The sequence below is a fragment of the bacterium genome (assembly GCA_030693425.1).
Taxonomy (GTDB): Bacteria; Patescibacteriota; Minisyncoccia; order Minisyncoccales; family GWA2-46-15; genus GWA2-46-15.
In genome coordinates this window covers 33,439-49,100 of the sequence record JAUYAM010000005.1, presented here as the reverse complement: position 1 = coordinate 49,100, position 15,662 = coordinate 33,439, and the positions used below count along the sequence as shown (strand labels likewise).

Here is a 15,662-nt window from a genome sequence, read left to right as displayed (position 1 = left end):
AATACAATCTCTTTTTAATCTATTAGAATATCATGAGAAAACCGCCTAGTCAAATCAGCCATCCACAGGTTCTCCAGCTCTATACCAGCGAGGCTGGTCGAGTTCTTAAACCCAAAAAGCACCTTGGTCAGCATTTTCTCCGCCAAAAAAGCGTCTTGAACAAGATAATCGAGGCTGCCGACTTGAAAACCGGCGACCTGGTCCTGGAAATCGGCCCGGGCTTGGGGGTTTTGACCGAAAAACTGGCTCAAAAAGCGGGTCGGGTGGTCACCATAGAGAAAGACCCCCGGCTGATACCTTTGCTCAAAGAAAAGTTTAAAGATAATAGAAACGTGGAAATTGTTGAAGGCGACGCCCGCGAACTAGTATCTAGTATTGAGTATTTAGTATCTAGTATGAAAAATATACGATCGCCGTCGAATACTAGATACAACCCTTCGACAAGCTCAGGGTTGTCCCGAGTGAAATCGAGGGACAAGATACCAGATACTAAATACAAGGTCGTGGCGAATTTGCCCTACTATGCCGCTACTCATATTATCCGTTGTTTGCTTGAATTGCCTTGCCCGCCCGAGCTGATGGTCTTAATGGTCCAAAAAGAAGTGGCTCAAAGAATTTGTCCTTCGACGGGCTCAGGACGGGGTGCCAAGCCCAAAATGAATCTCCTGGCAATTTCGGTTCAATTTTACGCAGAGGCAAAAATTATCAGCTATGTCTCTAAAAACGCTTTTTGGCCAAAGCCCAAGGTAGACTCGGCTATTATAAAGATCACTCCGCAAAAATGGCAAAAACAATCGGTGCAAGAATCTCACGGTCGTGAAAAAGGCATACAGATTACCCGAACAAATAACTGTTTTCTCAATGAGAAGAACAAAAGATTATTTTTTAAAATTGTGAAGGCTGGGTTTTCCCAGCCGAGAAAACAGCTAGTTAACAACTTGGCCTCCGGACTTGGGTTGCCAAAAAGTCAGATTAAGAATTGGCTTTTAGGAAACAAGCTGGAACCAAATGCCAGGGCTGAATCCCTCAGCCTTGAAAACTGGCTGGCTTTGACTAAAACTTTTGTGCTAGAATGAAGAATCGAGTTTTAATTTAAAAGATAATATAAGATGAAAAACTCTTTATTTAAAAAAGTTTCGCTATCAACAAAAGTCTCTTTGCTAGCCTTAGTCCTGTTCGGGCTGGCTATTCCTCTTAGTCAGGGCCAGGCCTATTTCGGAGTCTTAGCCGCAGCCATCGGCGGTTCGATTCTCGCCATGAGCCTCCAGTTTTTTGTCGGCGTCAGCTTGGTGGTTGTATTATTCGCCAACCTGTTGTTTCAACTGGTCAGCAGCCCGTACTTTATCACTCTTCCTTACACTTCCGGCGGCATTGTCGCTCCTGGCTGGGCGATCACCAGGGACCTGGCTAATATGGGATTCATTTTCGCCTTGGTTGTCATTGGCTTGGCGACTGCCTTGAGATTAGGAGAATATCACGCCAAAAAAACCCTGCCATTGCTGATAGCGATGATCCTTTTGGTGAACTTCACCCCGGCCATCTGCGGCCTGATTGTCGACGCTGCCAATATTGTCATGAATTTCTTTATCGAGGGCGTTTCCAGTTTTGATACATTGGTCGAGATCTCTGTCTCTCAATACGCCGCTCTCAAAAACTCTTTTACCAGCCTCCCCGGTTACCTGACCGGTCATATAGATATAATCTTCAGAAGCATGGCCATGGGTTTCTTCAATACCGTTACCGCCCTATTTCTGGTTCTTTACTCTTTCCTTTTCATAATGCGCTATGTCGCCATCTGGATTTTGGTCATTCTTTCTCCGCTGGCTTTCTTCGCTAATGTCTTACCGACGACTAGGAAATACTTTTCCGCCTGGTGGAACCAGTTTCTCCAATGGTCGTTTGTCGGCGTTTCCGCCGCTTTTTTCCTTTATCTGGCCGAACAGCTGCTCGTGCTGGTGGATACCGACCCGACAATCCCGCCCATTCCCGCCGGGATAAGCGCTCTCACTCTCGGGCTCCTGCCGGTCATTGACTTTAACACGATCATGAGGTATGTGGTTGTCCAGGCTCTGCTTGCTTTTGGCTTTTTTGGCAGTCTGTCAAGCGGCGCTATCGGCGCCAGCGCCATCATGTCTACGGCCAAACGCTTTGGCCCGAGCGCGGCCAGGGGCGTACAAGGCCTAGCCATGAAAGGCATTAAAAAAGGCACCGCAAAAGGCAAAGAGGTGATTGGCAGGGGAACCGAACGCCTTAAAAGAGAAATTCTCTCGACTAAAACCGCAACTAGTATTATTGAGGGCGCGGAGAAAGCGGATTTTGGCAAAAGCCTGCCCGGCAAGGGCTTGACATGGCTGGCTAAAAGGGGCGCCCTTGAGGCGAAAAAACAGAAAGCTGACGTTCCTACCCAAATTGATAAAATTATGGAAGATAAAACTCTCAACCAGCTAGTCGACCAGGAAGATTATACCGGAGCCAAACTACTCGTAAATCAAGGCAGGTTCTTACCTCTAGAAAGAGATCTATGGGCGGCGGGGGCGACTGCTTTGATTTCCAAGAAAAAAGGAGAGGCTGGCCTGTTTAAGCCCGGGGATGCCGCTCTTGAAGAATTAAGGAAAAAGGGGTTGACCGCCCAGGCTAAATACTCCAGAAGACATCTTAGGGAAACGACTTCTGATGTAATCCAGCTGTCAAGAGAGAAAGTCGTCTGGGATACCTTTCTCGATCCGTCAAAGAAAGAACATAAGGACGAAATGGATTCCGTCTTAAAAGAGTTTCGGGAATTATCAACAAAAGCGGTGGCAAACCAAACCGACGACGAAAAAGCGACAGTTGCGTATCTGGATAAAGAGTTTTCCGGATGGCGAACTACCCGATTGGCCGACTTAAGCCAAACTATCGACCAAGTTATCACCGCCGGAAAAACTGATCCTCTTTACCAGGCCATTGCCCAAACCTGGTCTCTTGATAGAACGGTCAAGGGCTTAGACCAAGAAGCCATACGCCAGTTGTCGGGAGAATCGGCGGACGATCCTCTAATTTTGTCAAAAATAGCCCGCTTCAGAGGTTCAAGTCACATCAAAGCTTTTTATGAAAAATTCGGCCCGGAGCGAGGAGGCAAGCTCGCCGCCTGGGTCGAGGGCAACGGCAGCTGGAACATGGCAAAGAGAAATTCCCAAGTGTTAAGAGACACAATCAATCACAACCAGGATATGTATGGATTCCAGGTAGCGAAAGATCAAAATAACCAGCCGTTTGTTAATGAAAACATGCAGCCAGTATTGCTAAATGATCGTGGCAAACTTAATGAATATGTAAATTTCGCTAACGGCAAAATCGCCAAGCCAGACTGGTTGCATACGATAACCACTTGTCCGTTTTGTGGGGGGACAACTCCTTCAGGAATACCGTGCCCGCGCTGCGGAGCTGGAGGACCGCCGTATGTACCTCCGCCGCCGACACCGCCTCCGCCTGTTGTCCCGCCTGTGGCACCTCCAACGCCAGTTTCTGGAGCGACTACTGGTTACGTAACAACCCCGTCCGGATTAGCGGTCCCAGCGGTTCCCTCTGGAATAAAGCCTATAAAAACTCCAACGGGCGGAAAATTTGTTAGCGGAACGCCGCCAATTCCTCCTATCGGGACACAACCGCCGACTAGCCCCCAACCGCCAGCGACAGGCCCTTCATCGTTCTCTCCTGCCACAAACGATCCACGGCAACAGTTAGATCCTCATTCGCTTAAACCAGGGGTCGAGGTTGCCGGCACGGTCAAGGGGGCAACTACCCTGAAATGGGAAGACGGAACAAATTCTCCTTATGAAAGATACCCCAGCCCGATGTCCGGACAGGAAAGAATTAGGGCAAAAGACGAGAAAGCCCCCCCCATGTTCCTAAAGGATACGACGCGCCAAGGCAGGCCGATCCGGGTAAAATACGATGCAGGCATTGTCCGTAAAGACACCGACACTCTGGATATCAAGGATCGCATTAGGGGAGGAAGATACAGAATAGAAAAAGGCGTGTTAAGGAGATTAGCATAGCCGGATTAATCGGAATGCGATTATTTTATTAAAATAAACTGCCGTGATCAAAAAATACACTCGAGAGCAGATAATGAAGCTTTATTCTCAGCTGCCGGAAGACATCAAGCAAGCAATTGACTCCGAGGAAAATCTCAACGCCCTTGAGCAGATTTTTGACAACAACAAAATCTTTGACGAAAGGGCGACTAAAATTTCCGCATTGGTCAGAGACGTTCTTTACGGGCTCTTGCCACCGGGAGAATTTCTGCCGTCTCTGGAAAAGGAGGTAACCTTGGAAGAAGAAACCGCCAAAACAATCTCTCAAGAAATAAACCGCTTTATCTTTGCTCCGATAAAAAGAAGCCTGGCCAGCCTCCATAAAACTGACGCTGGCGCAGGAGAAGAAGCGACGGAAAAAACAGAAACGGTTCCCAAGCCGCCAGCAAAACCAGACGCTTACCGAGAACCTATTGAATAACAGCGACTAGCGTCTAGGGATTAGCGTCTAGATCCTTTTGCGTATGTATTTAAAGTCTTATAAAGAACTGACGGTATGGAACAGGGCGATCGAGCTGGTAAAAGAAATTTATATTCTTACCGGCAAGTTCCCGAATGCTGAGGTTTATGGGTTGTCTATTCAAATGAGGAGAGCAGCCGTTTCGATTCCTTCTAATATCGCCGAGGGACATTTGAGAAGAACCTTAAAAGAGTTTTTACAATTCTTGCATATTGCTTATGGCTCTTCGGCCGAATTAGAAACCCAGCTTATAATCGCCGGAGACTTATATCGCGAGAATAATTACGCAAGAGCAGAAAATCTTCTCGAAGAAGTCCAAAAAATGTTAAATACTCTTATTAAAAAATTGGAATTAAAAACTAGCCGCTAGACGCTAGCCGCTAGCCAACTAAGAAATGCGGTTTCAAGTTCCTCAATTCATTGACCAAGAGACAAAGATTGCCGGTCCCTTCACTTTCAAGCAGTTTATCTTGCTGGCGATCGGAGGGGCTTTTATCGGTTTTGTCTATCTTTCCGTAGCAAAAACCAATTTCTTTCTCTTTCTCCTGGCCAGCGGCGTCATCGCCCTCGTCACCGCCGCCCTGGCCTTTTTAAGAGTCGAGGGAAGGTCGTTTCCTGTCATCCTCGGAAATTTCTTCGGTTTTTTTGTTTCCTCAAGAATCTATCTCTGGAAGAAAAAAGAGCTGCCGCCGAGAATTGTCTGGAAAAAAACGGAAGATTTAAGCAGGGTAGTCAAACCGAAGATAATTTCGCCCGAACTGAAAGTGATCGGCAGAAGCCGCTTAAAAGAAATGTCGAACCGAGTCGACACCCAAAGATAAATTATGGCCAAATCTTCAACTCAAGACTTTTTAGAGATTGATCAGATTAGGGAGGGGATGATTATTCTAAAGAATAAGGGCCTCCGGGGAGTAATGATGATCTCCTCCCTGAACTTTGCTTTGAAGTCGGACGAAGAGCAGCAGGCGATCATCTACCAATTCCAGAGCTTTATAAACTCCCTGGATTTTTCCGTCCAGATCATTGTCCAATCGAGAAAACTGAACATTACCGGCTATCTGGACCAGATAAAACGTTTGGAGGACCTTCAGCTCGGCGAGCTGATGAAAACCCAAACCGCCAGCTACTATGATTTCATCAAGGGATTGGTCGAGGGAGGAACGATTATGAGCAAAACTTTTTTTATGGTCATCCCCTACACTATCTTGGAAGCCCAGGGAGTGTCCGCTTCAGGCAGCCTTTTTAAAATGCCTAAATTCCCGACTTTGACCGAAGACCAGTTCCAGAGATGCAAGTCCCAGCTCTGGCAAAGAATGGAATTTTTGGCTTTGGGATTAAAAAGAATGGAGCTGCAGGTCGTTCCTCTGGCGACTCCGGAATTGATCGAGTTTTTCTGGGCCATCCACCATCCAAGCGAAGCCGAAGTCGGCTATTACCCCGAAATTCCTCCTGAACTCACCCAAGAAAAACCAACGAGCTTTTAGTATTTTAGCTGTTAGCATATTAGCGTATTCGTATATTCGTAGAACAATGAACATTCCCTTTTTTAAAAAAAACCGGGGTTTGCCGGAAAAAATCTTCGAAGCCGAGATTCTCAACGTCAGGGATTTTATCGCCCCGTCTTCGATTGAAATCCAGCAGAGCTTTTTGAAGATCGGGGAAAAACTCGCCAAATCCTTTTTCGCCTTTTCTTATCCCCGGTACCTTTCCACCGGCTGGTTTTCGCCCATCATCAACCTCGAAACGCCGATGGACATTAGTTTTTTCATCCACCCGATTGATACCGGCTTGATCTTGAAATTATTGAGAAAAAAAGTGACCGAGGTCCAAGCGGAGCTGATTGACCGGCAGGAAAAAGGACTCATCCGAGATCCTGTCCTGGAAACCGCTTTCCAAGACATGGAAGCTTTGAGGGACGGATTGCAAACCGCCCAGGAAAAAATGTTCAGGTTCGGCCTCTATATTACTATTTACGCTGACACGGAAAAACAACTCCGCGACGTCGAGCTGACCTTGAGATCAATCCTCGAGGGAAAACTGATTTTCATCAAGCCCGCCCTTTTCCAACAAAAACAAGGATTCATTTCTACTTCTCCTTACGGTCTGGATTTGTTAGACATCCACACGCCGATGAACACCAGCCCGCTTTCTTCAACTTTTCCCTTCATTTCTTTTGACTTAAGTTCAAACGAAGGGACTCTTTACGGCATCAACCGGCACAATAATTCCCTGATTCTTTTTGACCGCTTTAGTTTAGAGAATGCGAACCTCTTAATTTTCAGTAAATCGGGTGGGGGTAAAAGCTACTTCGCGAAAGTTGAAATCCTAAGGTCTCTGATGACCGGGGTCGACACGATTGTCATCGACCCGGAGAACGAATATAAGTTCCTGGTTGATGCCGTCGGTGGATCGTTCTTCAACATTTCCCTGAGCTCGGAAAACCATATAAACCCTTTTGACCTGCCTCTGCCCCGGGAAGATGAAGATCCCGAAGACGTTCTTAGATCTAACGTCATTAACCTCGTGGGGCTCTTGCGACTTATGCTCGGCGGTTTAACCGCAGAAGAAGACGCCATTATCGACCGGGCCATAGCCGAAACCTATGCCGCCAAAGACATTACCCCGGAATCCGATCCCTTAAAGTGGCAGGAAAACATCCCCCTTATGTCCGATTTGGAATCGGTTCTCGAAACCATGGAGGGAGGGGATTCTTTGGTAAGAAGATTGAGAAAGTTCACCCAGGGGACTTTTGCCAACTTTTTCAACCAGCCGAGCAATCTTTCTCTGGACAAAAACATGGTCGTTTTCGGCATCAGAGATATGGAGGATGAACTTCGGCCAATGGCGATGTTCGTAGTTATGAGGTATATCTGGAACAAGATCCGCTCCCAGCTCAAAAAAAGGATGCTCTTGATCGATGAGGCCTGGTGGCTGATGCAGTCTAACGATGGCGCCTCTTTTCTTTTTGGCGTGGCCAAAAGAGCGAGAAAATACTGGCTGGGATTAACAACTATCACTCAGGACGTCGGCGACTTCCTGGGATCAAGCTACGGTTTGGCCATTGTCGCCAACTCCTCGCTCCAGCTTCTCTTGAAGCAAAGCCCGGCCATAGTCAACCAAGTCCAAAAAACTTTCAACCTGACCGAGGAGGAAAAAATGCTCCTTTTGCAATCTGGCATCGGCGAGGGAGTGTTCATCGCCGGCCAAAAACACGTTGCCATCCGCATTGTCGCTTCTTACGCCGAAGACCAAATTATTACCACTTCTCCAGAAGAAGTTTTGAAAATTAGAAGAGCTAAACAAGAATCAGAAGAGTAAATAATAAATACCATGGCAGGAGGAACTGTGCCAAAACCAGTGCCAATAAAGACTCCTCCGGCGGGGAAACCTCCTTCTTCGGGAATGGAAAAACCCGGCGCGCCGGCGCCGGACAACATTCCTTCCCCTGAAATCGAAAAACCGGGCGGGCCAAGAGCAGAAAGTCCTTCTTCTACAGAAGAGAAAGCCGAAAAAGATTTTGGTTCGGAAAAAATCGAGCGAGAAGAAACGACAGAGAGAACCGAAGAGGAGGAAGGGGAAGAAGAAGGTGAGGAAGAGGATGATGATGATGATGAGGAGGAGGAGGAATCGGACGAGGAAACCGAAACCTCTACGGGCAGCAAATACCTGGAGCTTCTGACTCCCTGGGGAATTTTTCTGATAGGCACGGCTTTGATCATTGATTTTGCCGGCATACTTTTTACCGTGCTCGACGTCGCTTACGGCCTTGGTGAAATTTTTTCCTGGATTTCAGATATCGTCGGGCTGATAGTCATCGGCGGACTGATCATGCTAAGGGCTATGATTATGGGAAAGCAGTTTAGCTCTGAAGAATATGCAGAGGGGGTAGTTGAACAGCACGCGCAGAGAAAACAAGCGGTTGAGGCGATCGGGAAAAAAACGAAACAGGCTGCCGCCAAAGCCGCCAAAGCCGCCAAAGCCGGAGGCAAAGCCGTCAAAGTCGGCGCCAGAGTCTTGAGAGTAGTTCTCGCCTTTATCGGCGAAATTGTTCCTCTTATTGGCGCTTTGCCCTTTTGGACGATTTCCGTTTACATGGAACTGACTAGTTCGCCGCCTTCAAATGAATAACAAAGCGTTTTTAATCTTTTTAATATCAATTTTGCTTTTAGGGTTCGCTCCCCAAGCCCTTGCTTTGGAAATCGTTTATCCGGACGTTCCGGGAATGGAATCTCCCCAGGAGTTTATGCCCAAGATCAAAGCCAAGATATATCCCAGCGAATACGCCGTGCCTTTGTTCGTCAAATACTTTTACGGCCTTGCTTTGATCTTAGGCTCGCTCATCGCCGGCTGTGCCATTGTCTTTGGCGGGGTCCTTTACTTGACTGCCGGCGCCAATATCGGCAGAACTGTCGCCGCCAGGGATCAGATGACTTCCGCCCTTACCGGCCTTTTGCTGCTACTCTGTTCTTTTATGCTTTTGAAAGTCATCAACCCCAGCCTGCTCTTTATGAGACTGTCTGCCGTCAGCCATCCGAGCCCTTCTATGGGTCCCTTGCCCAGCATCAATCTGGAAAAACCCGCTGTTTTCTGGGAACTGCCGATCGGCACGATCGAAATTTCGGTTATAGAAAAGATGAAACAGACCAAAGCCCCGGCCGAAGCCCTGAAAGAGGCTTCAATAATAGTGACCGAAAAAAGCCAGGAGCTTAAAGACCTTTTAGACACCTGTAAGTGCTCTCGGTTGGATTCAGAATGCGACGACGACTGCGTTGCCGCTCCTGACTGCGAGGGCACTTTTGAGGAACTCTGCCCTAAAAAAGCGCAGATCGACTCGAAACGGTTAGAACTTTCTGCCGCCCTTGAAGTTTTGAAAGCAAAACGCCTGGCAGTCATTATGGCTTTGATGGCTCTGTATAAAGAATCGGGGAAGCTCGGGTTAGCCAAAAACTTTCTGGAAAACTCCCAAGGTCACGGAATCGATTTTTACACTTTCCAGAGCATTAAAGACGAAATGAACGTCGTGGTCAAAAAGATATGGGGGCCAGGTTCAGGGAGCGGTTCCTTGATTTGTTCTGGTTCTCCGAGTCCGATCAGCCTCCCTCCTGCAAGCGGATCTTGTAAACTTTCAAATGCTGGTGTGACATTCTGGTCAGTACCGAGGTTAAGCGATTTACCTACTTTTCAGGCAATAGTGGAAGCGGCCGCCGAAACTTTTCACGTTCCGCCGTCGCTCATGCTTGGAGTTATGTATGGCGAGGGAGCTTTTAATCCCGGCAGATACACTTGGACCAACGAAAATATTGAAAACTGGAGCTGCGAAGGCGGAGGAATGCCTAACTGCGATCCTAGCGTTTTTCCTTCGCAAGGAATCGTTCCTTTTCAGGCAGAGTATATATGGAATAGCCTTAAAGGCGCTGTAAATGAAGTCGCGCCCGGCAGAGTGCCAAACCCATGTAATCTTTTGGATGCAACCTTTGCTGTTGCCAAACATCTAAGCCGGGGGGCATTGGGCTCAAAAGACCCGGGCTATGACTTTACCGGCACGAGCTGTTTTGGCATACCGCTCAATGCCGGCCACAGCGTCCACACCACTGACTGCTCATGGGATCAAAGAGACTTCCAAACCGCCATTAAAGTCTGGGAAAGCGGGTATCTGGTTGACGTCTGTCTTTCTAAGACCGGGGGTTGCGCGGGAGGAGGAGGAATGGCGGCGAAATGTCCCATTGACGACCAGTGCGAACACTACCATGATTGCTTCACCGGGCCAGGCGGCTGGTGCAGCAGCCATCCGTATTGCATTTGGTCTGTAACCAACTTTTATAAATAGCGCGGCGCAGACATGAACAGATTTCTGAAAACAATAAAAATCATCTTTATCTTGGGCGGTTTGGTCCTTGTCATGGCCACGCAGGTCCGGGTAAAGAATACCGTTGCTGAAGAAAGTCGGGATCCGCTGACTTTTTACGTCCAATTAGAAGAAGACTACATTGTCAATGCCTTAGCCGATTTTGCCATGGGCGCCAGCCAGCTGTACACGTCTCTCCTTGACGATGGCTCCAGCCCAATACCGCCGGGACCGCCTCCTCCGCCGATAGGTTTCTTTAGTCTGCCGATGAATAATGCTGTCCTGACAAGCAAGTGGGCAATCCAACGAACGGCTACATACTGCCACGACGGCGTTGATTACGGACTTCACGGAAATCCAACCGGGGCCCCGATTTATAGCATAGGGCCTGGCAAGTTAGTAGGCACCGGCTATGAAACTAATTATGGCGATTGGGTAGAGATTGAACATACGTTGCCGGATAACACAAAGCTCGCCAGTTTCTATGCCCACTTAGATTCCATCTCTAGCGAAATTTCTACGGCGGCACCAGGAGCTGACATTCCTGGTCAAACGCTAATTGGCGGCATGGGTAATTCCGGAGCCGGCGGCGGAGCGCACGCCCATCTTCATTTTGCGCTCTTATTAACGCCTGAGATTCCCTACAGCGTCATCCTGTTATCACACACAGTCAATCCTCTCTGTTATCTCCCGCCGCCAGCCTACAATTACAGCGAGGGCAGTCCTGTTTATTGCACAGCTCCCGCCGACCAACTGGCCTGTAACCCCTAGACAAAACCTTAAACTAAATGGCTCCCAATGCCTTTGATCCATAGAAAAAAAATCCTTATAATCTCTCTCATCGCTTTATTTTGCGGTTTAGTTTTTGTTGATAATTACGTCCGAGGAGAAACCCCGCCCCAATATAAGGATCAGGAAAAGCCTCTCGCCTGCCCGGCAGAAAAAGAAGTGCCTGTCGGCCAGTTGTGCGACCAGTCGGTCTATACTGCCAATAAAATTCTGACCGAACTTAAAAACATGATTCTGGCGGCAAATCAAGAATACAGGGCCGGGAAAATACTGGTTACATTAAGCACGCAGTGCAAGACGGAAAACTGCGATTCTGACTGCGACCCTCGTACTGAATATGATACCTGTACGCCATTTCCGCCAACCGATTCTTGGTGCAGCAATCATGGCGGCATTGCTTTGACTGTTTCTTATGATGTTTCGAACTGGGCACAGTGTCTGGCTTGGTGCAATACGAGCATGACTTCCAGCCTACCCCTCTGTCAATACAATGCTGACGGGCCAAGGAATTGCTGGGTTAACTATGCTCCAGCTGGCGGCATTGGTAATTGTATTTGGAATACATCTAATCCGCCTTACGGCGCTTTTTGGGGCCCGCCAACAGGAACTTGCCCCGACGGGACAACCTGCTACCCGGAAGAACCTGATCAATGTCCAAGAGAGGTCTGCGACGAGGAAGATTGCACAGGCGACGCCTGCCCGTTTGCGGCAATAGATAGCGCCAATCAGTTGATTTCCAGCAGCCACGGCATTATTGTCGGAGCTTTTCAAAGACTCGTCGACATTCTCGAAAAAAGGATTACCGGCTATCCGGAAATGCCGCTTTTGGTCAAAGACGCTTCCTGGACTATTTGCGACGTCCCTATTTTAAAACTCCTCTGCCTGATTGGCGGCAAGCCGGAGCCTGAAATCTTGGCCGATCTCCTCGAAAAAAGCATAGACAATGTGCGCGATTGCCGAACCTCAAAATTTGAACTAGAATTAGAATTGCTGCAGGGAAAAACCGGAAAAATACTTTTGCCCTGCCAGGAAATAATGGGCGAAGCTATTGAAAAATGTTATCCAAATAATTACTTTTGCTGCCAGTAAAACATGACCACAAAAACAATGAGAAAAATCGTTACAGTCTCGGCTTTCTTAATAATGCTTACGGCTCTGCTGCTAGCCGGTCAGGCCTCAGGGAGAAAGCTCGAAACAGCCTATCCGGCCATGCCGTCGACCGACATCCCAACGACGACAACTACCCTTCTGCCCGTTTATTTCAGATATGTTTTTGTTTTTGCTTTGGTGTCGGCCGGAGTAATTGTCTTCGGATCAATGCTTTTTGCCGGATTCAGCTATCTGACATCCATGGGCAACCCCGCCGCCCTTAAAGACAGCTTAGACAGGATGATGTCCTCTTTTTTGGGGGCGATTATTCTCCTTTCTTCTTACCTTCTTCTCAACACTATTAACCCCAAACTGACGATTATGAATCCGTCTGGGATCAAAATCGACAGAGCCATAAAAATCTATAATGGCATCGGCGGAAACACAAATCTCAAGACGAGCGTTGCCGATCTCCTGCTCTTTGAAGGGGGAGCGATCAGCGTTCAGTTCATTGGCACTAACTCTGACGAGGTTGATATCAGAGCTTATCTAAAGCCTAATTACGACGACACCGGCGCCTGGGAGGAAGTCGAAGGCAATAACGACGACACCATCGCCTTGAGTTTGGGCGGTCCGGCCAGGTCAATCAGCATTCAATGGAAATTGCCCGGGGTCTACCTTTTTAAAGACATTGACTATGAGGACAGCTACAGGCTTTATATATCATCCCAAGGAAGCATGCCTGATTTTAATGATGAGGCCGAATCAGTAAAATTGAAGAACAGCGCTGCCAAATTCGGAAAAGCCGGAAAAGGCTTTGCCGCAGTTCTCCACTCAGACGAGAATCTTCTAGGCAGATGCAGCGTGATTCTCTCAAGCGTGAGCAATTTAGACGCCAAATACATTGGCCTAAGGCAGACATCGTCTATTACCGTATTTAAAGGAGACAGGACCCGGCCGGCGAGTTCAACTACAGACGGAGTCAAGTTTTACGACAAAGACGGAAACTCTCTCGGAAGCATTTACCGAGACATAGAGGTTAGCGAAGTGGACAGCTTGGATTTTGATAATATGATTAACAGTATCGAGATGAACGGAAACTATATTGTCATTCTTTTCAGAGACGAAGATTTTGAGGGCGGCTGCGAAACCTTCACCAGAAGTGATAGCAACCTGATCGATAATCCTATAGGCAGGTGTAGCGCCATCGCGCCCTGGCCCTGCCCTTGCATTCCTGCTTTGGGATGGTGCGCTCCCTGTCTCAGGCCCTGCGCCTCTTCCTTCATAGTTTACCCGACATTGCCCTAGGCCGGCCTGATAATCACTCTTCTGTCCGGATCCTCGCCCTTGCTTTCGGCAATAACATCTGCCCTCTGACTGAGAACTAGATGAATGATTCTTCTGTCTTGCGAAGACATCGGCAAAAGTTCTCTATCTTTTTTGGTCAAAGCGACTTCGTCGGCAGCGGTCTTGGCTAATTCCTCCAAATAGACCGCTTTTTTCTTCTTGTAATTACTGACATCGATGTCCAAGTAAAAACCGGGGCCGATCTTTTTTCGACAAATCAGCCTTAAGAGATGCTGGATTTCGCTCAAAGTCTGCCCGCCTTCTCCGATCAGCAGCTGGGGAGACTCAGTCTCCAGATTGATCCTAAAAGTGTCTTCATCGACCGTTTCCTCTTTGATTTCAACCTCGATTGTCGCCTTATCAAAGAAATTCCTGATAATCTCTTTAATTGTTTCCCGTTGTTCCCTTGAAATCATGTTTTTTGTTTAAAATATATTGCTGCAAAATCGTGAAAACTGATGTTGCCAGCCAGTAAAGCCCGAGGACCGACGGCAGCTTGGCCAAGATGAAAACCGTCAGTATCGGAAATAAAAACGTCATTTGTTTTTGCATCATTTGCGCCATTTTCTGCCCGGGATCGGAATTGCCGGCTTGGCCGGCTGGGTTCGGCATCATTAAGGATTGAACTAATTGGGCCAAACCCGCCAAGACGGCCAATAAAAAACTCGGTTGAGAAAGATTGATAATTCCTAAAAACGTCGGGCTCAAAGCCCCGGGCCTAGAGACAAAACTGTAAAGATAGTTGTTTTCCGCCCAAAGGCCTTTTAAGAAAAGCTGGTACAAGGCGATCAAAACCGGCAGTTGAATCAGAATCGGAACCAGCGAGCTGAAAGGGCTGACTTTTTCCTTTTTGAATATTTCTGAAACCACTTTTGCCTGCTCTCCGGGATTGTTTTTGTATTTTTGCTGGGCTTCTTTGATCCGGGGCTGGACTTTGGCCATCGCCTGCTGGGCCCTGAATGCCTTGGTGTTCAAGGGCCAGGTCAGGCCCTTGATGACCGCGGTGAGGATAATTACAGCCACGCCCAAATCGTGCCCGGGCAGCAGGTTGTAGATAAGGATCAGGGCGTTGAAAAGCGGCTGGTATAAAAAAACTTGGAAAAACTGGCCAAGAATATTAGAACTCATTGCTGCGGGGTCTGTTGTTTTTTAATGAGACCTGCCTGATTTAAAAGAGAAAAGATATGTTCTCCTGTCTCTTTGACGCTTTTGTCGATTGCGCCGGTTTTTGCGGCAAAAGCCACGTCTTTTCCGGGTTCAATAAGGGCTAGATTTCCCTTGACCGCCTCTCTCAGCTTTCTCTTGAGCTTGTTTCTCAAGCTGGCTTTTTTGAAACTTTTACTACCGACTACGAATCCGAAACGGCTGGTTCCCCGGCCGTTGTCAATAAACCTGATGGTCAAAAACTCGCCGCTTTTAACCATCCCTTTTTTAAAGAGGCGATCGAAATCGCTTTCTTTTTTAAGGCGGTAGAGTCTAGGAAGCATTTTTAGACGGTGAGTTTAGTTCTTTTCTTCCGGCGCCGGCGGGCAAGAATTCTTCTCCCGCCGACGGTTCTGCTTCTTATCAAAAAACCGTGGGTTCTTTTTCTCTTTTTTCTCTTTGGCTTGTAGGTAATGGACATGGCGAAAATTAATAACAAAGTTTCATCAATCAGTCTAGCAGGTTTTACTCCGCAAAACAACTCTCCGTATTAAATCATCTAAAATCTGATCACAGAAGAGGTGGTTAAATCGTTTAAAAAAAGACGTGCACGACTTGCGAGACGGGAAATTGTAGTAAAACTAATGTGCCTGTGACATAGAAAATTTAGGATCAGGAAGATTGCCAAAAATCTACGATCGTGTAAAATTCGTAAAGTCTCATTTGAAAACGATATTTCCTGAACAAAAGCTTACGAAAAATCCACGATCGTGTAAATTTGGTAAAATACCAACGAGACGCGCAGATTGCGATAATATATGACTAAGTTTGTTCTCTGTTGTTCCACCCTTTATCCACAGTTTATCAATGGATGTGGAAAACTTAATCTCTTTTTGCGTTTTTGCTTGCCAAA

The 15,662-nt window shown here is 47.4% G+C and carries 16 protein-coding genes; 12 read left to right on the top strand and 4 right to left on the bottom strand.

The features are described 5' to 3' along the window. Window positions 1-32 precede the first annotated feature (32 nt). The 12 genes from rsmA to Q8N16_03690 are packed head-to-tail and all read left to right on the top strand — an operon-like array spanning window position 33 to window position 13,567. A complete protein-coding gene (gene rsmA / locus Q8N16_03745) occupies window positions 33-1,076 on the top strand; it encodes a 16S rRNA (adenine(1518)-N(6)/adenine(1519)-N(6))-dimethyltransferase RsmA (GenBank protein ID MDP3093852.1) in 1,044 nt (347 codons plus the stop codon). Window positions 1,077-1,109: 33 nt separating this feature from the next. Continuing rightward, a complete protein-coding gene (locus Q8N16_03740) occupies window positions 1,110-4,037 on the top strand; it encodes a hypothetical protein (GenBank protein ID MDP3093851.1) in 2,928 nt (975 codons plus the stop codon). Window positions 4,038-4,080: 43 nt separating this feature from the next. Then, on the top strand, window positions 4,081-4,497 hold the full coding sequence (locus Q8N16_03735; GenBank protein MDP3093850.1) for a hypothetical protein: 417 nt from the start codon (window positions 4,081-4,083) through the stop codon (window positions 4,495-4,497). A gap of 43 nt (window positions 4,498-4,540) precedes the next feature. Further along, entirely contained in the window at window positions 4,541-4,906 is a 366-nt protein-coding gene (locus Q8N16_03730; GenBank protein MDP3093849.1) for a four helix bundle protein, read from the top strand. A gap of 25 nt (window positions 4,907-4,931) precedes the next feature. After that, window positions 4,932-5,357: a PrgI family protein gene (locus tag Q8N16_03725; GenBank protein ID MDP3093848.1), complete on the top strand. Its 426-nt coding sequence runs from the start codon at window positions 4,932-4,934 to the stop codon at window positions 5,355-5,357. Window positions 5,358-5,360: 3 nt separating this feature from the next. Then, window positions 5,361-6,020, top strand: coding sequence for a hypothetical protein (locus Q8N16_03720; protein MDP3093847.1), 660 nt, complete (start codon window positions 5,361-5,363; stop codon window positions 6,018-6,020). 46 nt (window positions 6,021-6,066) lie between these two features. Continuing rightward, window positions 6,067-7,854, top strand: coding sequence for an ATP-binding protein (locus Q8N16_03715; GenBank protein ID MDP3093846.1), 1,788 nt, complete (start codon window positions 6,067-6,069; stop codon window positions 7,852-7,854). A gap of 12 nt (window positions 7,855-7,866) precedes the next feature. Continuing rightward, window positions 7,867-8,664 carry a hypothetical protein gene (locus Q8N16_03710; protein MDP3093845.1) on the top strand — a complete coding sequence of 266 codons (798 nt, stop codon included), beginning with the start codon at window positions 7,867-7,869 and terminating at the stop codon, window positions 8,662-8,664. Next, a complete protein-coding gene (locus tag Q8N16_03705) occupies window positions 8,657-10,363 on the top strand; it encodes a hypothetical protein (protein ID MDP3093844.1) in 1,707 nt (568 codons plus the stop codon). The genes Q8N16_03710 and Q8N16_03705 overlap by 8 nt, the downstream gene beginning before the upstream one ends. 12 nt (window positions 10,364-10,375) lie before the next feature. After that, entirely contained in the window at window positions 10,376-11,152 is a 777-nt protein-coding gene (locus Q8N16_03700; GenBank protein MDP3093843.1) for a M23 family metallopeptidase, read from the top strand. A gap of 27 nt (window positions 11,153-11,179) precedes the next feature. After that, complete coding sequence (locus Q8N16_03695) at window positions 11,180-12,259, top strand: hypothetical protein (protein ID MDP3093842.1); 1,080 nt, start codon at window positions 11,180-11,182, stop codon at window positions 12,257-12,259. Between the two features lie 3 nt (window positions 12,260-12,262). Next, entirely contained in the window at window positions 12,263-13,567 is a 1,305-nt protein-coding gene (locus tag Q8N16_03690) for a hypothetical protein (protein ID MDP3093841.1), read from the top strand. On the opposite strand, the gene Q8N16_03685 is transcribed toward Q8N16_03690, so the two are convergent. Genes Q8N16_03685 through rpmH form a run of 4 tightly spaced genes read right to left on the bottom strand, consistent with a single transcriptional unit; the run spans window position 13,564 to window position 15,230 of the window. Continuing rightward, complete coding sequence (locus tag Q8N16_03685) at window positions 13,564-14,022, bottom strand: R3H domain-containing nucleic acid-binding protein (GenBank protein ID MDP3093840.1); 459 nt, start codon at window positions 14,020-14,022, stop codon at window positions 13,564-13,566. The genes Q8N16_03690 and Q8N16_03685 overlap by 4 nt on opposite strands. After that, a complete protein-coding gene (locus Q8N16_03680; GenBank protein ID MDP3093839.1) occupies window positions 13,991-14,734 on the bottom strand; it encodes a YidC/Oxa1 family membrane protein insertase in 744 nt (247 codons plus the stop codon). Before Q8N16_03680 ends, Q8N16_03685 begins: the two co-directional genes overlap by 32 nt. After that, on the bottom strand, window positions 14,731-15,093 hold the full coding sequence (gene rnpA / locus Q8N16_03675) for a ribonuclease P protein component (GenBank protein ID MDP3093838.1): 363 nt from the start codon (window positions 15,091-15,093) through the stop codon (window positions 14,731-14,733). Before rnpA ends, Q8N16_03680 begins: the two co-directional genes overlap by 4 nt. Before the next feature lie 2 nt (window positions 15,094-15,095). Continuing rightward, entirely contained in the window at window positions 15,096-15,230 is a 135-nt protein-coding gene (rpmH, locus tag Q8N16_03670) for a 50S ribosomal protein L34 (protein MDP3093837.1), read from the bottom strand. Window positions 15,231-15,662 lie beyond the last annotated feature (432 nt).